Origin of the sequence: Lysinibacillus sp. NPDC093216 (genome assembly GCF_050280325.1) — a bacterium.
In the GTDB taxonomy this organism is placed as follows: Bacteria; Bacillota; Bacilli; order Bacillales_A; family Planococcaceae; genus Lysinibacillus.
The window spans coordinates 63,006-80,760 of record NZ_JBNNVB010000016.1; the positions used below are offsets into that span (position 1 = coordinate 63,006).

A 17,755-nucleotide genomic window follows, 5' to 3' on the forward strand; every position below is an offset into this window, starting at 1 on the left:
TTGGAAATCGTCCGCCAAAGCGTGATTTTGAAAGTTCCAAAGCTCTATTTGTTGTGGAAATTAACTTTGTTAAAATGCAGAATCTATTCTATATTTCGACTTAGGAGGAGAATACATGTCTACAAAACCATATTTAATTGTTGAATGGAACGACACAGAAACAGATGCAAAAGGATGGATGGTTGTACACAACTTTGTAAAGGGTTACACAGGTGGCGGTACAAGAATGCACCCATCCGTTACAAGAGAGGAAGTTGAGCGTCTTGCAGAAGCGATGGCGTATAAATATGTAGCAAGTGAATCAGAAACTACTGGAGGTTGTAAAGGTGGTATTGCCTATGATTATAAAGCTCCAGATGCTTTTGAAGTATTGAGGAGATATATAATTGCTATGCTACCGTATATTGACAACGGAGTTTCTTTAGGAAGTGACCTTGGTACGAAATATAATGATGTACTGAAAATCTTCCGTGAATTTGGGATTGAAATTCCTCTTACACAATCTATGAAAAGTGATCCAGCTGTTTTAAAAGGGATAAAAGATTACGATGATTTATTACTTCAAAAAATCGATGGATTGTATATGAATGATGTAGTAACAGGTTATGGCGTTGCATTCTCTGCTGACGAAGCTTGGAAATATAAAGATGGTAGAGAAGGTGCAAGAGTTGTTATTCAAGGATTCGGCTGCGTTGGTGCAAGTTGTGCGTTAAAACTTTCTCAACTAGGGTATAAAGTTGTAGGAATTTCTGATGCGAATCTATTTGTCGCTAGCGAAGATGGATTAGATGTTCAAAAGTTAATTGATCATAAGAATGAGTTCGGTGAAATGGATCAAAATTATTTTGAAAATGACTATGTAGTACGTCCAAACTCAGAATGGCTTGATGTAGATTGTGATATTTTAATTCCATGTGCGCTAGAAGATGTTATTAATAAATCTAATGCTAATCAAGTAAAAGCAAGCCTAGTTGTTGAAGCAGCAAACATCCCGATTTCTGCTGAAGGAGACGAAATCATCAAGGAGAAAGCTATTGATATTGTAATTGATTTCGTAGCAAACCTTGGTGCAATTAGATCTTACGATGCTGTTATTTTTGGATTAGTAGAACCAAATCCACAAGCAGTAATTGATGATATTGAAAAGCTTTGCCGTAAAAATGTTCGCACTCTCTTTACGGAGGCTAAAATGCAAAGCAGATATCAAAGAGATGTTGCATATGAAATTTTTAAACCGGCGAAAAGTGATTCAATGGAATATGTTTTTATGTTTCACCAAATCTAACAGTAGTATATTAAATTTGATAGACAGGAGATGCAAAACGCATCTTCCGTCCGTTTTCATTATAGTACTACGAGTTAAATTAACTGAAAAGGGTGAATATTATGAAAAACGAGCTTGATAGCCGGCCGAAAGAATTACAACGGTCGATGAAAAGTAGACACTTATTTATGATTTCCGTAGGTGGAGTTATGGGTACTGGTTTCTTTCTAGGTTCAGGTTATGCTATTGGAGAAGCCGGTCCATTCGGAGCTATTGCAGCTTACTTATTTGGTGGACTTATTATGTATCTTGTTATGGTTTGCCTTGGTGAATTGTCAGTAATTATGCCAGTGTCTGGTTCGTTCCAAGCCCATGCGGAAAAATTTATTGGACCGGCCACTGGATTTATGATTGGTTGGATATATTGGCTCAGCTGGGCGATATATTTAGGTTTGGAGTTCGTAGCAGCTGGACTATTGATGGCTAGATGGTTCCCAGATGTTCCAATATGGATTTGGTGTCTTGTCTTCTCGACATTATTGTTCGGAATTAACGCATTAACAACTAGGGCATTTGCTGAAATGGAGTATTGGTTTACAGCGATTAAAGTACTTGCAGTAATCGCATTTATTATAATCGGTGGAGCCGCTATTTTTGGTATTGTACCAATTCAAGGTCAAGAAGCACCATTCTTATCGAACTTTACAAGTGCTGGCTTATTACCGGCTGGATTTATCGGAGTATTTGTTTCGATGATGACAGTTGTATACGCTTTCATGGGGTCGGAAATTGTTGGAGTAGCAGCTGGAGAAACCGAAAACCCGGAGAGAAATATCCCAGTAGCGATTCGCACAATTATTATACGTATTTTACTTTTCTATGTACTTGCAAACTTTGTATTATCTGCAATTGTTCCTTGGAAAGAAGCAGGAATTCTTGAGAGTCCGTTCGTCACAGTGTTTGATATGGTAGGTATTCCATATGCAGCTGATATTATGAACTTTGTTATTTTAACAGCAATTCTTTCTGTAGGTAACACGGGTATGTTTGCTTGTGCTAGAATTTTGTTCTCTTTATCACAGAGTGGTCAAGCTCCACCGATGTTTGGAAAAGTGAACAAGCGTGGATTACCAATGAATGCGCTTACTTTTACATTAATCTTTGCTTACGTATCTCTATTGACAAGTGTTATGGCTGAAGAAACATTATTCGTATTATTATTAGCGATTAGTGGTGTTGGTGGAATTGTCACTTGGATGGTGATTGCTTATTCGCAAATAAGATTCCGTAGGCAATATGTCGCTACTGGCGGTAAAGTTGAAGACTTAAAATATCGCGTCCCACTTTTTCCATTAATTCCAATTGTATGTATATCTATGTGTTTGGTTTTAGTAGCCATGACAGCATTCGATCCTACGCAACGTATTTCGTTATTTATTGGATTTAGTTTTGTAGTACTTTGCTATATCTTCTATTACTTTAAATTTACGCGAAAAAAAGAAGTGCCAGTTTCATTAGCTGAAAATGACGGTAGATTAGCAAGATAATTCATTTTTTCTTCATTCAGCGAAGCAAAAGGTGATTGCTAAAGTTCCAAAAGCGACTGCAATCGTACTGTCAATAAGTCGATTTCATAATTGAACAATCAACATTAAAATCAGAACAAGGTTGATTTCCGCTCCAGGCGGACGCTTTCCGTGGGCACGGCTTCAATTCCTCGTTACTGCGTTCCTGCGGGGCTTTCAGCTCGCGCTGTTCCCGCAGGAGTCGCCGCCTTACGCTCCAATCAACGAGAGTATTACACTATAGTGTCGAACAATGAATGAATTCAATATACGAATCGCTCGTTTTTATAACTAGAATAAGTAATTGTGAAATTGATTCAAATAAAAAAAGTTATAGATAACGAATGAAAAGGATGAGAATAGAACGATGAAGATTAAACAAGTAGATTTATTTGCAATTGAATTACAGCTTAATAATCCGTTTGTAATTAGTTATGGCGGATATAATAGTATTCAATCTATCATTGTTAAAATTACAACTGATAATGGATTTGTTGGTTATGGTGAAGCAGTACCTGATAGTTATGTAACTGGGGAAACATTAGAAAGTACGTATAATATTCTAGCTCATACGTTAGCGCCCATTATTATTGATGAGAATCCGCTTAATATTGAGCGGATTCACGACCTTATGGACGAGACAATTTTTGGTGTTTCAACCGCAAAAGCTGCAATTGATATTGCTTGTTATGATGTGGCAGGAAAAAGTGCAGGTTTACCAGTGTATATGTTAATTGGTGGTCGTTATCGTGAAAGTATGCCAATTACCCATGTTTTAAGTATTGATACACCAGAAAATATGGCGGATGAGGCAGCACAATGTGTAGAAGCTGGATATCGTTCTTTAAAGTTAAAAGTTGGTACAGAGCCATTAGAAGATGTTAAAAAAATCAAAGCAGTTCGTGAGCGAGTTGCGGAAGACATTGCCATTCGAGTTGATGTGAATCAAGGTTGGAAAAATAGTGCGATAGCCCTGCAAATCCTTGATAAATTAGCAGGTCTCTCCATCGATTGGATTGAGCAACCTGTAACAGCAATTGATATCGATGGAATGGTTGAAATTAAAAGCAAATCGACTATACCAATGATGATAGATGAAGGTCTGCATAGTAGTGTAGAGATGCGCCAAATCATTTCGAAGCGAGCAGCTGATAAAGTGAATATCAAATTAATGAAATGTGGTGGTATATATCCTGCAGTAAAATTAGCTCATATGGCAGAATTGGCAGGAATCGAATGTCAAATTGGATCAATGGTAGAGTCATCAATTGGATCTGCAGCAGGATTTCATGTTGCATTTTCAAAGAAGATCATAACAAGTGCCGAACTAACAGGGCCATTAAAATTTGAAAAAGATGTTGGTAATTTACAATACGACATTCCGATTATTAAGCTTAATGAACGACCTGGATTAGGCATTGATGTAAATGAAGATATTTTACAAGAGCTAACAGTATATTCTAAAAGCCTTAGGAGAAAAAGTTAATTTAGACATACATCTACTTAAATAAATGTATATTATTGATTAATTAAGGAGCTAATAATGAGCAATTTAAACCCAATCGATTTTATTAGTGATAATCAAGGAAATATTATCCAGACATATCGTGACTTACACGCTCTTGCAGAACCTAGTTGGGGAGAAAAGGAAACTTCAGCTTATTTGATTGCAAAGCTTCAAGCGGCTGGATTTACTGTACAAACTTTTTCAGGACATTACGGATTCATTGCAGAAATTGAAGGTAAAACAAGTAATGTTGTTGGACTAAGGGCAGATATGGACGCTCTTGTTCAAGAAGTTGATCATGTTGTTCGTGCAAACCATTCTTGCGGACATGATGCTCACAGCACAATGGTGTTACATACAGCGTTAGCATTAAAACAAGCTGGTATTCGTCCAGAAAAAACGATTCGATTCATTTTTCAACCAGCGGAGGAAACTGGAGAAGGTGCTAAGCGGTTTATGGAAGCTGGGATTTTGAATGATATTGAGATGTTATTTGGCATCCATTTACGTCCAACTTTCGAAGTTCCTTATGGAAAAGCTGCACCAGCTATTGTCCATGGTGCCTCTGTAACTACGGTTGGTGTTATTTATGGCTTGCAGGCGCATGCAGCGCGTCCAGAGAATGGAAGTAATGTGATTGAGGCTGCGTCTTTATTAATTCAAGTGTTGCAAGGGATTAGACTTCAAGTAGGTTGTTCTTTTTCTGTTAAAATGACACAGCTTCATTCAGGGGAAAGTGCAAACACTATTCCAGGAAAAGCTTCATTTACGTTAGATTTACGTGCTCAATCAAATGAAGGTATGACTGAGTTGCAAGAGAAAACAGCGAAAGTTCTTGAATCAGTAGGGAATTTAACGAATACTCAAATTAATTATGAATTTCAAGGGTTTGTACCCGCAGCTGCACTCAATGAGAAGATGATAGAAATAGCAAAAAAATCCATTGCGGATATATGTGGACCTGAACATCTCGTAGAACCTTGTATTACACGTGGAGGAGAGGATTTCCACTTCTATACAATGAAGCATCCGCATATTGCTGCAACGATGATTGGATTAGGGTGTGGTTTAGAGCCAGGCTTACATCATCCACAAATGTCTTTTCAAATTGATGCACTCAATTACGGTACAAAAATTTTAACAGTATGTTTATTAAATGCTGCAAAAATATAAATTGAAAAGAGAAAGGAAAACTAGTATATGGGTCAGTTCGAAAACCTTTCACTTACAATCCGTCCTATCCATGATGTAGAGGAGTTTGTTGAGGTAAGTGAATTAGAAAAAATCATTTGGCAGTCAGATGATCCGGTTCCCGTTGCCCATGCAGTTACATCGGTAGATAATGGTGGAATGGTAATTGGAGCATTTTTAGACGATAAAATTATTGGATTTCAATATAGCTTTGCTGGCTTTAATGGAATCAATACTTATTTATGTTCCTATTTACTTGGGGTGCATCCAGAATACCGCATCAGTGGAATTGGTGAACAATTAAAACTTGCTCAGTGTAAAGAAGCTTTAAAAATTGGTTATGATTTAATTACTTGGACGTATGATCCATTAGAAACAGTGAATGCCAATTTAAATATTAAAAAGCTTGGTGGAGTTTGCTCAACTTATATAGAGAACTATTACGGGGAAATGGAAGATATTCTCAATTCCGGTATTCCGTCTGATCGCTTTTATGTTGACTGGTGGATTCAAACTGATCACGTAAAAGATAAAGCTGATAGAGTTTATGGGAAGCTCACTAAATATCAAGAAGATTTGGCAGTTATCAGAGTGAAAGAAAGGGAGAATGAATATCCAGTTCCTGAAGAAGTGAATACAAATTTAACTGTTGATTATGAAATATTATTTGTTCCAGTACCTGGTGAATTTCAGAAAATTAAAGAGGAAGACTTTGATCTTGCTTTAGAGTGGCGTTTGCAAACACGGAAAGTGTTTACTCATTACTTTAAAGCTGGCTGGCAAGTAAGTGATTTTATTAGAAGTGAACGCGAAGAAAATTTTAGTCCTGTTTACTATTATGTTTTAACAAAAAGAGACTAGCACTTATTTCAATCGCGTTTGCAGGTGCTCTTAAAAAAGTGCTTTTATTTATGAGCCGTGAGAGCAATCGAGATGGGTAACGGTACGTGTTACTGAATCTCGATGCATCTCATAGCGTTATTTTTAATGTAAATGTCTAAAATTTCTTGGCTCAAGAATTTAAAAAAACTACATAATATAAATACCTAAGGAAATTCCACTTATTGGAAATATAATTATTTTGGTTTCAGCTTTTCTATTACTATTATCAATGAAATAAAACGTCTTAAACCTAAAAGAGATCATTAAACAAAAGCAAATATCCTTCAGATGCATCGTTTGGAAAGAAAGAGGACAATATAGTTTGAGACGGTTATTTGAAAATACTGGTAGAGTACAGAAGGCGAGCCATTACACTCAAAACACTCTAAAAGTTCGCGTTTTAATATTGTAGTGCTATTCGTCCATCGGCTGGATACTACACAGATTAAATAGAACACGAATATTATATATAAAATTAACTAACTAATAAAGACTATTTTTCTCAAAAATTGTTGCTATCTTGACCGAAGAAGGCAATCGTCACTTATTTTGCTAAAAATACTTTAAGTTCATAAAGTTTGTAGGGGTATACATAGTTTAGATCGTCTCAGACCTGTTGTTACTAGCATTTTAAACATAAATACTTTCCAATAATCGAAAAGTTTTATGAAGATAAAATATTTGAAGAAGCCTCTAAATCTATTCAAAAAGTTTTATTAAAAATCCTGTATCAAAGCAGTATTTTTTCTTATTCCACAATCGGACCAGATTGTGGAATGGCACTTTTTAATAAAAAAGGTTCGCTGACCACTTCACAAATTCTTTGAAAACAATTTTTATACCTATTTCAGTCTAATTACCGATAGCATATTAAATGAATATCCTGTAAGGTAAATAGGTCGTAAAAGACACTATCAGGTATATCCTGCAAATATATGAAATGATAGGTGGAAACAATGAATTATCAAGTATTATTATATTACCATTACACGCAAATTGAAGATTCAGCTGAGTTTTCAGCAACGCACTTAGCCATGTGTAAAGAAATTGGTTTAAAAGGTCGTATTTTAGTAGCCACAGAGGGCATTAATGGTACTGTTTCAGGTACGATTGAGCAAACTAAGCAATACATGGCAAACATGCAAGCAGACCCATTGTTTGAAGGCATTGTCTTCAAAATTGATGCGGCAGATGGGCATGCATTCAAAAAAATGCACGTACGCCCACGTCCTGAGTTAGTAAACTTAGGCTTAGAAAAAGACGTAAACCCACATGAATTAACAGGTCGCTACCTGTCACCAGAGCAATTCCTTGCTGAAATGCAAAATGAAAATACAGTAGTATTAGATGTGCGTAACACGTATGAATACGATGTCGGCCATTTTCGTGACGCGATTCGACCAGATGTACAAAACTTCCGTGATACACCGGAATGGGTACGTGCAAACCGCGAGCTGTTCGAAGGGAAAAATGTTTTAACATATTGCACGGGTGGGATTCGTTGTGAGAAGTTTTCGGGCTGGATGAAACGTGAAGGCTTTGGCGATGTCGGTCAATTACATGGCGGTATTGCAACATACGGAAAAGACCCTGTTACGAAAGGCCAATTATGGGACGGTCAAATGTACGTATTTGATGACCGTTTAACGGTGCCAATCAATCAAGTAGAACATGTGATTATCGGTCAAGATCACTATGACGGTGAACCTTGTGAACGTTACATTAACTGCGCAAACCCTGAATGTAACAAGCAAATCATCGCATCTGAAGAAAATGAAGCAAAGCATTTAGGTGGCTGTACAATCGAATGTACAAAGCATGCGCGTAACCGCTACATCGTGCGTCACAATTTAACAGAAGAGCAAGTAGCGCAAACAATTGAGGCGTTACAAGCATAAGCATGAAAAGCTGTGCGAGTGCAGGAAATAATATTGTTTAAACACAATGCCGTTCACATCCATTGTTGATTCTTGTATAATTGCTTTATTCAGATCAATCTATATTTCTATGTAGCCGGTGAACCTTTATATAAGGGTTTATCGGTTGTTTTTTGCTTAATTTTACTTAGGGATACAAGCCCTATTTTAATTGTAAGCGGAGTGTGTTACTCGTAAAAAATTTAAGCATGTAATTCTTCTTCATTTAATACTTTTATTGCCGAGTAGTTCTTGAAGTGTTTGCAAAACAACGTTTTCTTTATTTTGCTGTAACACAATGGTGCAAAAGTATGCCGTAAGTGATGGGGCGTGAAGCGGTTAGGTGGGAGGCCTGCCTTTATCAACACATCTTTAAAGATGACATGTAAACCTCGCGGATCTAATGCTTTACGATTTTTATTTAGAAAAACAGGTTCTGTTGGATAAATTTGATATACTCTTAAAGAAGCTTTATACGATGCCAGAAGCGGCTTTAAGTGTGGGTGAAGGGGCAATATACGTTCTTTTTTCCCTTTTCCATCAATTCGAATCGTTTCATTTACCAAATCAACTTGCTCCCATGTTAATGAAACAAGTTCAGAACGTCTTAGAACTGTTGTTGCTAATAATTTAAACATTAGCACGCAGCGGTAGATACGCTCATGCTCAGATCAGAGAAGATTCTGACTAACTTTAAGGTGTCGAAAAAATAATGATTTAAATTATGATAACAGTAGCGCCCCCCTAAACAACAGGTAGGCGCTATTTGACGCTTACATTTATTCTTTCTTTGCTTTAATATTGTGCTGCTTTCCTCGGTTGAATCCTCATCATTTGGTATAATAAAGTATAGATTTTTTAGAACGGAGCAATTGATATGAATGGAGCACAAAAAGCGTTTTTTGAGGAAAAGGAGCGTTCACTTGGCGTTCGTCTAAATGATGTGCAGACGCAGGCGGTGTTGCAAACGAATGGCCCGCTGTTACTATTGGCATCTCCCGGTTCAGGAAAAACGACGACGATTATTATGCGTATTGGCTATATGATTGAGGCGCTTGGTGTGAATCCTTCTCGCATAAAGGCTGTCACGTTTAGTAAGGCATCGGCAAATGATATGAAGGCACGTTTTGCAAAGTTTTTTCCGCATTTGCCACAAGTTGATTTTTCGACGATTCATAGTTTAGCATTTCAAGTTGTACGGCAGACACTTGAACGTCAGGGCATTTCGTACGGCATCATTGAAGAATCGGACAAGCCTGGTGTTGTTTCAAAAAAACGAGTGCTTCGCGAGATTTTTGAACAATTAAATGGCTCAAAAATGACCGAAGATCAGTTAGACGAGCTACTGACGTACATAACGTTTATCAAAAATAAAATGCTGCCAGAGCAGGAATGGGCAATTGCAGAAGTAAAGGTGCCAAGAAAAGTCGAGATTTTACAGCGTTATGAGGAATATAAACGCACAGGTAGTGACCGTTTGTTAATTGATTTTGACGATATGCTATTAATGGCGAATGATATTTTCACAAAAAATGGAGAGGTGTTGGCGCAATACCAACGCCGCTACGATTATTATTTAACGGATGAAAGTCAGGATACATCGCCCGTTCAACATGCGATTATCGCGAAGCTCGTCGAAGTCCATCAAAATTTATGCGTCGTTGCAGATGAGGATCAGGCCATTTATAGCTGGCGCGGTGCAGAGCCTGATTATTTGTTGAATTTCCAAAAGATATATCCGGAGGCGCATGTTTTACTTATGACGCAAAACTATCGTTCATCTGCAACGATTGTAGAGCCAGCCAATCTATTCATTCAGCGAAATAAAAAACGTTATAACAAACAAATGTTTACGGAAAATCCTGCAGCAGAGCCAATCTCGTTTAAAATCCTAGAGAATTACAATTTACAGGCCAAATATTTAGTGGACCAGTTGAAAAAACTATCTAAACACGGCTCAACGGCTATTTTATATCGAAATAATATGTCAGCCATTCCGCTTATGGACGCGTTTGATAGAGCAGGTTTGCCTTTCTATATGAAAGATTCCACGATTCGCTTTTTCACACATTGGGTCGTAGACGATATTTTGAACTTCATGCGTTTAGCGTACAATACAAAAAATATTACGGTATTTGAAAAAGTTTACAGAAAAATGAATGCTTATATTACACCAACGCAATTGAAGGCGCTACAGAAAGTGCAGAAGGATGGCTGTGTATTCACACAGTTGTTAGAGCATGTTGAGTTAAAGGATTATCAGCCTGAATATATTAAGCGGATTCGCAAAACGTATGATAGCATTCAATTTGATAAAACAACGCCATCAGCCATGCTAGAGCATATCCGTTATGACTTTGGTTATGAGCGTACCTTAAAGAAAATGAGTGAGGAACTCGGTTTTAATTATGAAAATTTACTAGATATTGTGGATGTACTTGGTATAATTGCTCGTCATACGCCAACGATGACCGATTTTGCGGGTCGTTTGAAGCAGCTTGAAAATTTAGCACGATCGTCTCATATAAAAAATGAATTGAATGCAATTACACTGACAACATTACACAGCTCAAAAGGCTTGGAATTTGACCGTGTGTATTTAATTGACTTGATTGAGGGGATTTTACCTAGCGAGGCAGAAGAAGAAATTGAGGAAGAAACGCGACTCTTTTATGTCGGTATCACGCGTGCTATTCGCCATTTGGAATTAATTTCGTATAATAAGCGCTTTAAAACAAGTGTGGTGCCATCGATTTTCATGAAGGCGTTAAAACAAATCGTCACACCGCACGAATTACCAATTAAAGCGCCAAAAAGTCCAAGTAAAGCACTGAAGCAATACCGTAATGAACGGACGATTACAACCGAGTCAGCGTTAATCGTTGGCTCAAAAGTAAATCATGTGATCTTAGGAGAAGGGGAAATATTAGCCGTTACGAGTAGCACGATTGAATTGTCATTTGCTACGGGGCTTAAGAAGTTTTTGACGGATACATGTTTACAACAAGGCTATTTAGAAACGATGGAAGATTAAATGAAGCGTATTCGAGAAATTTTCGAATACGCTTTTATAGTAGTGCTATTTTATAGGGGTTCCTTGATGGAAAATAAACGCCATTGCCCATCATGTTCTTTCCGCCAAATGAAAATATTAGTTTATACCACATTAATTGATTGGCATTCCGCAGCGATTAATCATCCGGAAAATTTTGAACCTGATGGCGTTCATTTAGTGCCTGGAGGAGTTAAAACCGTAACGAACTTAATTCAACAAGTCATAAATATCGGGACTAATAAGTTGGCATAGTTATAAATAGAAGATACTAAAACAATGCTCAATTGTTTAAGATTTGAAGCATTTTGTTTTAATAGGGAGCCTCAGTAATATTTCTCTTTAGTTATGTTATATAGGAGGACTTTTTGAATTGTTCTAAAATACCGAACTATTTGTAAATTAAAGATTGTAAAAACACCTGTTGCTGAAAATTACTATCTTTATTAAGTGTCCTCCGTAGCTTTTATTGTGCGCTGTGAGAGCGATCGAGATGGGCAATAGTACGTGTAACGGAATCTCGATACGCCTCATAGCGTTATTTTTAAAAGTAAATGTCTAATTATTTATACAATTCTATTGGTTTAGTTTACATAATATAAATACCTTATTCATAAATTTTTTATCGGATGTTTCTTATAATTTATCGTTCAAAAGGGGATTATTCATACAAATTGTCCTAATAATCGTTTACAGTATATTTGCCAAATATTAAAAAATTTTCATATAAGTAATACTTACGTAAGTAGCAAACATTATGTTAACTTTCTGAAAATATGAAGCAGTTTTTCCTTCTTTGAGAAATGCTCTTTTCGCACAGATTGTTGCTATACTTGGAAATTCCGCTTATTGAAAATGTAATTATTTTGGCTGCAGCTTTTCTATTACAATTAGCAATACGAATACTGAAAAATTAAACGTCTTAAACCTAAGATAGATCATTAAAACAAAAAGATAAACAGCCTTTACTAGATAGTTGATTTTACATATAATATTCGTGTTTTACTCAATTTATGAAGTATCCAGCTGATGTATGAAAAGCACTTTCATTATCAAAATACGAACATTTAAAGTATTTTCAATTATAATAGTTCGTCAATAGTCCTCTGTCAGTATTTTTGCAAACAATCGTCTCTAACAATATATATCACTTTAATCCTCTTACTTTCCAAACGATGCTTCTGAAGGATATTTCTCTGAAAGAAATTGTTCAGCAAGGAAGGATAACTCTTGCTGAACAAAACTTTAAATATGATGAATAATAATTTTACTAATCCAAGCAGCAAATATAATCCAAATAATTATAAAAAGAATGCCAACAGTTGGGAAGTAAATTTTTTGTTTGCTCGATCACTTCAATGCTTGGATTACCAAAAGCGTAATACCCATCTTCTTTATAGTCATTTCCCCAAAACGGTTGCATAAGTATAACCTCTTTTCATAATTAACTGTAAACTCTCTTAGCAAAGAAATTATAACATGGTAAAATATAGATCGATATATATGGTAAATGACGTAATGAACTATATTCAAAAATCTAATGTAAGGAGCGAAAATACATATGGCGAGGAAGAGAAAAACGTTACCGAAAAATTTTAATGAACTAATTGAAGCAGGTGATATTGCGGCATTACAAGAGGTATTTACAAAGTGCGAGCTAGATGCATATGGTGGTTATAGTAAAACAACAGCCTTAAGTTTTTTCAATGTACCGGATGAATTGGTTCGCTGGCTCGTGGAACAGGGGGCAAATATAAATGCGAGAGACAATTACAAAAGTTCGGCTTTACATAATCAGGCAATAAGTTGGCGGGGGAATATTGAATTGCTTCTTGAGTTAGGTGCAGATATAGAAGCCTTGGATTATCAAAACGAAACACCTTTATTTGCTGCGGCTGCTTTTTTTAAACCAAATGCGGTGCGCACATTGGTTTCTAAAGGCGCAAATATTAGCGCGGTAAATATGATGAATGAGACGCCTTTGGACAAAGCTTTAGCAGTATGTAGAAATATAAATATTGTTGATCTAGTGGAAGTTTCTGAGATCTTTCTGAGCGCGGGTATAGCTGTAACGCCGGAAATGAAAAATTCTATTAAGCGAATTGGAAAAGACTTTGAATTTCACAGAGAAGGTTTTAATAAAGAATATTTGAACGAAACGGATGAGGCACTTTCCCGTCTTTATGAGCTATTTGATGTTCCACCAGTAGAGAAGCGAAAAACGCATGATGGTACGTCTCCAATAACAGTATCTACAAAGGGCTGGCAGGCGCAACATAATGAACTTTGGAATTTACTAATTCCTTCGCAAGGACATGCGCAAACTGTACAAGGAGAGGTTATTCGTATTACTGGTAAAGTCTCATACGAAATTTTAGATAACGGCGGCATCAACTGGGATAATGATTTTCGTAAAATGCTCAAAAGTTTGAACCATTACTTTAGCTTAGGTACGCCATTACATCCCGCTGTACTTCAGGAGTCTATCACTTTAGCGAAAGAACTTCACAATGGCGATGGAGATGAGGAACCTGCGAGACTATGCGAGTTGGCAGTGCAATGGGTACTTAGCAATCCGAATCCGATTATTTTAGAACAGCCCGAATATAAGCGCTAACATATTTAACGAATCCAATAATCATTTTTATAAACATTACTATCCCCTTTTCTAAGCACTTAAAGGCTCAGAAAAGGGGATGCCGTAAGTGATGCAACGTGAAGCTGGTAGGTGGGAGACCTGCCTTATGTGTTACTCACTGTTGGTAAGGAAAGACTAATAGTTGAGATGTATTAGTTATTTCAATTCCTTATAATTTATAGTGCATAAGAAGGTATGTCGATTAAACCTTGCAAGAGAAAAAGATTGCTAAAACTTTAGCTTCTAGAAATATAAAAAATGAAAAACACAAACGTTTTCACGAGCATTTGTGTTTTTTGTAACGTGTCCAAACTTACATTATGGAACTTCTTTGTGCTTATCGTTGTAAATGCATACATTTAATGCCAGCCATATACAATAATCGGGCGCAATTGTGAAACATAAAAAAAATGGGATGTTACATATTAGCCATGTATAATATGTAACATCCCTGATTTTTTTACGATTTAGACCTTGATAAAGTATGATAACCACGATTATCTAAGGCGCCCCATTAATAAAGTCTAAGCATTAGAAACAAATTTTGATAAAACTAGTACTCAAGGATTAAAACCATTGAAATTAGGCTCCGCACTTTTGGTTGTATTAAAAGGACCTACACCAATATACCCAAAGGAGCAACTATTCTTCAGACCCACCCTGGTGACCTGCATAGTTGCCCTCACCGGGATCAAGATCAATGACTATGCGGTGCGGAACAGCCAATGCATATTGATGCTCGCAGCGCCAACGCATCTCCTCTGTAAAACCAATCGTTTCTCCATCTGTAATAATATCACCTTGATTAAACAAATAATAAGCAAAGTTAGTCAAGCAGTCTGCAACCTCATTGGTATCCATATCATAGAAGTGGCATTGCACATCAGGAATGCCTAGTGCAGCAAGCCCAATGGAATCCATGAGACCTTCCTGGCGTTCACTGCCAGTACCCTCAACATTGTAGAACCGAATGTTCAATGCTCCATACAACATTTCGCCCTCATCAATAGCAGCCAAAAACACGGATGGCTCGACCAACTTATTGCTTTCTCTAAAATAAATCGCAGCGCAAGGGACCGTTTCCACTATTGCACGAAGAATATTCGTATGTAGTTCCAATCTTTTTTGGGGCTCAAGTCCAGATGCCATCATATCGACAAGTAACAATGCGTAACTACACTCTTGCAACGTTTGGCCTGCTTCATTCCAATGCCAACTTTGCTGTAAAGCGGCTTCATAATCAGATATCGGACCTACATTCATGCCAGTAAGCGTTGTTTGCGCAGGCATTTCTCCTTCTGCATATTTCACCATATAATTCAAATGAAAGAAATGAAGCATTTCGACTTTCTCATGTTGCTCATAGGGCTCCCATACTGCCAGCGACCCACTCTTTTCATTTTGTGGTCGATCTGTTTTCCCCATGTATTGTTCTATCTTGCTGTAGAGTAGTTCGCGGTCCACAACTGGCTTTTCTTTAAACAGCAGTTCAATAGCATAAACTCTAGCAAATCCGAAGTCTTTCTCTTGCTCTATGATTTCATTCATAAGGCACTCTCCTTCATTCTGTATTGATTTCTTAATCATATATTGATGTGTTCATCAACTTCATCAAGAATACACGAAAGATTACCAAGCGCCTATCATACTTTTTCCCTATCATTGCCAATTATGAGTTTAACATATGGTTTTGAAATAATTGGTATTATGCAATCGGGCGCGATTGTGGAATACGCGTCGCTGTAAGTAAAGCATTCTCAACTATCTAAAAAGATCATTAAACAAAAGGTAGTATCCTTGAAAGAAAGTAATTGAAAAGAAGGTGATTGAAGCAACAAAAAAATTATTAGATATGATTGTTCGTAATTAATCCTTACAAAAGATAATTAACGAACTATTTTGCATTAAACAATCCAAAACATTCGTATTAAGATGATAAAATTGCTACTCGTCCATCGGCTAAACACTTTATTGATTAAATAAAACACGAATATTATATATAAAGCTTCTTTCACAAGTGTTTGTAGAATAAACATTATTTATTATTCAAAGGACTGTAAAAACAACAATCAATTGGAAAACCCCAAGTTATACAATGTTAACGCTACTTCTAAACGTTAATTTGTATTTAACTTGGGGTTTGTCCGTTTAAATGAATAACACGATTACAGAAAAAAGCACTTTAGAAGAAGCATATATGGAGCAAGAGCAATATAGTGTTTGGTCATTAAATTCCAAGAAAGTATATCAGGGAAATATTAAAAAGATATCTGAACATATGAAGAGCCTAGAATTAGAACCAACAATCGAGAATGTAACAAGTAAGTACTGCAAAAAATGGTTGAAAGATAACTATGAAATCTATAAACCAAGAACTCAAAACCAACAGAAAAGTACAATGACTTCTCTATTTAAATACTTAAAAAATGAGAGGGTAGTAAATAATAATCCATTTTTGAACGTAACCATTGAAGATTATTCAGGTGAAACGCATTTTTCTAAAGACTTAAATATTATGGAGCTGTATCAAGTATATAAATCAGCACATGAATTACAAGCAGATGGAGTAAACATTCTCGCACCGATGCTGTTGGGAATTTATACTGGATTACGTAATACGAATTTAATCAAACTAAAGGTTAAATCGCTAAAAAGGGAAGATATAAAAAATAATCAGGAGGAAATAGAAACACCAATCATTAATTCAAAAAATAGAGAAGGATTACTACCAATCCCACCAAAAGCAATGGCTGTACTTTGTGCATATGCTCAAGAAAAGCCACCAGACGATCCTTTGCTTTATGGTTTAAAAGGAAAGGCTTTTGCTAACAAACAGATGAATTACATTGTTAAAAAGGATGGATTATAGAAATGCCGGTCTCCAATGGAAGTGACATGAAAAAGAAAACTAAAACAGAAAAGTATTTTACCCCACACGGACTACGATATTCAATAAGCAGGCATATTCCATGATATGGGGGTCCAAGATAATTCTATTCGAATGCTGCTATTACATTCTAAAAAATCGTCTTTAGGTGCTTTAGATAGCTATTTCCTTAGGTCTTCTCGAGAATTAAAACAGCTACGTACTGCACAGATGTTATTGGAAACAGTTCTTAAAACCGCATTAGAAATGGAAGAGAAGTTTGGTGAACTAATGGATTTAGAAACGATCTATGAACAACTACCAGTAGCATTTGAAAATCTATTAAAAAATCCACACTATATTAATGAATTTAAAGATCAACTAATTCGTTTTACTTTTTTTAAAATGGAGCAGGCAATGTTATCGAATACAAGTCCTTATTCTAATAATGCTACACTTTTTTCTAATCCTTCAATAGAAGGTAAAAATGTAACATCACCGTTTCAGACAACTGATTGAAACCCTTATTCTTATCGTCAACAAGTCGGGTTTCAATCAGAAGGATTTTCAATGGGCGTCAACAAATATGAATAATCCTTATCAACCGCAGTTAACAACTAATCATTATCATTCTATATCCAAATCATTTGAACGGTTACGATTTTTCTAATAAAAAATAACTACCCAATTACGGCTAGTTGCTTCCACTTAAAGAATAAGAAATCGAAATATTCAAAAAGAATCAATTGCTTTCTTTTTCTGTTCAAATTCAACGTGTGTATAGACTTGAGTTGATGTAATACTTTCATGACCCAGTAGTTCTTGAAATGTTCGTAAATCAACGTTTTCTTTATTTTGCTGTAACATCAACGTT

At 36.2% G+C, this 17,755-nt stretch carries 14 protein-coding genes; 11 read left to right on the plus strand and 3 right to left on the minus strand.

The window, feature by feature from the left end:
* Positions 1-115: 115 nt before the first annotated feature.
* From ACQKOG_RS17155 to ACQKOG_RS17180, 6 genes are all read left to right on the plus strand, one after another.
* Positions 116-1,285: a Glu/Leu/Phe/Val family dehydrogenase gene (locus ACQKOG_RS17155; RefSeq protein WP_427447551.1), complete on the plus strand. Its 1,170-nt coding sequence runs from the start codon at positions 116-118 to the stop codon at positions 1,283-1,285.
* A gap of 101 nt (positions 1,286-1,386) precedes the next feature.
* The gene (locus tag ACQKOG_RS17160) at positions 1,387-2,811 is read left to right on the plus strand and encodes an amino acid permease (protein WP_427447552.1); all 1,425 of its coding nucleotides are present in this window, start codon (positions 1,387-1,389) and stop codon (positions 2,809-2,811) included.
* A 385-nt stretch (positions 2,812-3,196) separates the two neighbouring features.
* Complete coding sequence (locus ACQKOG_RS17165) at positions 3,197-4,315, plus strand: mandelate racemase/muconate lactonizing enzyme family protein (RefSeq protein ID WP_370076417.1); 1,119 nt, start codon at positions 3,197-3,199, stop codon at positions 4,313-4,315.
* A 57-nt stretch (positions 4,316-4,372) separates the two neighbouring features.
* Complete coding sequence (locus ACQKOG_RS17170) at positions 4,373-5,509, plus strand: amidohydrolase (RefSeq protein ID WP_427447553.1); 1,137 nt, start codon at positions 4,373-4,375, stop codon at positions 5,507-5,509.
* Positions 5,510-5,536: 27 nt separating this feature from the next.
* Positions 5,537-6,388 (plus strand): GNAT family N-acetyltransferase, encoded by an 852-nt coding sequence (locus tag ACQKOG_RS17175; protein ID WP_427447555.1) that lies wholly within the window; start codon positions 5,537-5,539, stop codon positions 6,386-6,388.
* 977 nt (positions 6,389-7,365) lie between these two features.
* Positions 7,366-8,307 (plus strand): rhodanese-related sulfurtransferase, encoded by a 942-nt coding sequence (locus ACQKOG_RS17180; protein ID WP_427447557.1) that lies wholly within the window; start codon positions 7,366-7,368, stop codon positions 8,305-8,307.
* 221 nt (positions 8,308-8,528) lie between these two features.
* Here ACQKOG_RS17180 and ACQKOG_RS17185 read toward each other — a convergent pair whose 3' ends face one another.
* Positions 8,529-8,963: a tyrosine-type recombinase/integrase gene (locus tag ACQKOG_RS17185; protein ID WP_427447559.1), complete on the minus strand. Its 435-nt coding sequence runs from the start codon at positions 8,961-8,963 to the stop codon at positions 8,529-8,531.
* A gap of 239 nt (positions 8,964-9,202) precedes the next feature.
* Between ACQKOG_RS17185 and ACQKOG_RS17190 the strand changes: the two genes are divergently transcribed.
* From ACQKOG_RS17190 to ACQKOG_RS17200, 3 genes are all read left to right on the plus strand, one after another.
* Entirely contained in the window at positions 9,203-11,359 is a 2,157-nt protein-coding gene (locus ACQKOG_RS17190; RefSeq protein WP_427447561.1) for an ATP-dependent helicase, read from the plus strand.
* Positions 11,360-11,425: 66 nt separating this feature from the next.
* Positions 11,426-11,632 carry a hypothetical protein gene (locus ACQKOG_RS17195; protein WP_427447563.1) on the plus strand — a complete coding sequence of 69 codons (207 nt, stop codon included), beginning with the start codon at positions 11,426-11,428 and terminating at the stop codon, positions 11,630-11,632.
* Between the two features lie 1,306 nt (positions 11,633-12,938).
* A complete protein-coding gene (locus ACQKOG_RS17200) occupies positions 12,939-13,994 on the plus strand; it encodes an ankyrin repeat domain-containing protein (RefSeq protein WP_370076429.1) in 1,056 nt (351 codons plus the stop codon).
* Positions 13,995-14,657: 663 nt separating this feature from the next.
* Here ACQKOG_RS17200 and ACQKOG_RS17205 read toward each other — a convergent pair.
* On the minus strand, positions 14,658-15,563 hold the full coding sequence (locus ACQKOG_RS17205) for a DUF4261 domain-containing protein (protein WP_427447566.1): 906 nt from the start codon (positions 15,561-15,563) through the stop codon (positions 14,658-14,660).
* Positions 15,564-16,167: 604 nt separating this feature from the next.
* Here ACQKOG_RS17205 and ACQKOG_RS17210 point away from each other — a divergent pair.
* Both ACQKOG_RS17210 and ACQKOG_RS17215 read left to right on the plus strand, forming a co-directional pair.
* On the plus strand, positions 16,168-16,884 hold the full coding sequence (locus tag ACQKOG_RS17210) for a tyrosine-type recombinase/integrase (protein WP_427447568.1): 717 nt from the start codon (positions 16,168-16,170) through the stop codon (positions 16,882-16,884).
* Positions 16,885-16,989: 105 nt separating this feature from the next.
* On the plus strand, positions 16,990-17,400 hold the full coding sequence (locus ACQKOG_RS17215; RefSeq protein ID WP_427447570.1) for a hypothetical protein: 411 nt from the start codon (positions 16,990-16,992) through the stop codon (positions 17,398-17,400).
* A gap of 213 nt (positions 17,401-17,613) precedes the next feature.
* Here ACQKOG_RS17215 and ACQKOG_RS17220 read toward each other — a convergent pair whose 3' ends face one another.
* On the minus strand, positions 17,614-17,748 hold the full coding sequence (locus ACQKOG_RS17220; RefSeq protein WP_370076671.1) for a tyrosine-type recombinase/integrase: 135 nt from the start codon (positions 17,746-17,748) through the stop codon (positions 17,614-17,616).
* Between the last annotated feature and the right edge of the window lie 7 nt (positions 17,749-17,755).

What these genes read in the sequence shown, in the direction of transcription:
- ACQKOG_RS17165 (WP_370076417.1), top strand. Translation starts at nt 3,197, where the DNA reads ATGAAGATTAAACAAGTAGATTTATTTGCAATTGAATTACAGCTTAAT.
- ACQKOG_RS17195 (WP_427447563.1), top strand. Translation starts at nt 11,426, where the DNA reads ATGGAAAATAAACGCCATTGCCCATCATGTTCTTTCCGCCAAATGAAA.
- ACQKOG_RS17205 (WP_427447566.1), bottom strand. Translation starts at nt 15,563, where the DNA reads ATGAATGAAATCATAGAGCAAGAGAAAGACTTCGGATTTGCTAGAGTT.
- ACQKOG_RS17190 (WP_427447561.1), top strand. Translation starts at nt 9,203, where the DNA reads ATGAATGGAGCACAAAAAGCGTTTTTTGAGGAAAAGGAGCGTTCACTT.
- ACQKOG_RS17185 (WP_427447559.1), bottom strand. Translation starts at nt 8,963, where the DNA reads ATGTTTAAATTATTAGCAACAACAGTTCTAAGACGTTCTGAACTTGTT.
- ACQKOG_RS17220 (WP_370076671.1), bottom strand. Translation starts at nt 17,748, where the DNA reads ATGTTACAGCAAAATAAAGAAAACGTTGATTTACGAACATTTCAAGAA.
- ACQKOG_RS17160 (WP_427447552.1), top strand. Translation starts at nt 1,387, where the DNA reads ATGAAAAACGAGCTTGATAGCCGGCCGAAAGAATTACAACGGTCGATG.
- ACQKOG_RS17170 (WP_427447553.1), top strand. Translation starts at nt 4,373, where the DNA reads ATGAGCAATTTAAACCCAATCGATTTTATTAGTGATAATCAAGGAAAT.
- ACQKOG_RS17180 (WP_427447557.1), top strand. Translation starts at nt 7,366, where the DNA reads ATGAATTATCAAGTATTATTATATTACCATTACACGCAAATTGAAGAT.
- ACQKOG_RS17200 (WP_370076429.1), top strand. Translation starts at nt 12,939, where the DNA reads ATGGCGAGGAAGAGAAAAACGTTACCGAAAAATTTTAATGAACTAATT.
- ACQKOG_RS17210 (WP_427447568.1), top strand. Translation starts at nt 16,168, where the DNA reads ATGAATAACACGATTACAGAAAAAAGCACTTTAGAAGAAGCATATATG.
- ACQKOG_RS17175 (WP_427447555.1), top strand. Translation starts at nt 5,537, where the DNA reads ATGGGTCAGTTCGAAAACCTTTCACTTACAATCCGTCCTATCCATGAT.
- ACQKOG_RS17155 (WP_427447551.1), top strand. Translation starts at nt 116, where the DNA reads ATGTCTACAAAACCATATTTAATTGTTGAATGGAACGACACAGAAACA.
- ACQKOG_RS17215 (WP_427447570.1), top strand. Translation starts at nt 16,990, where the DNA reads ATGGGGGTCCAAGATAATTCTATTCGAATGCTGCTATTACATTCTAAA.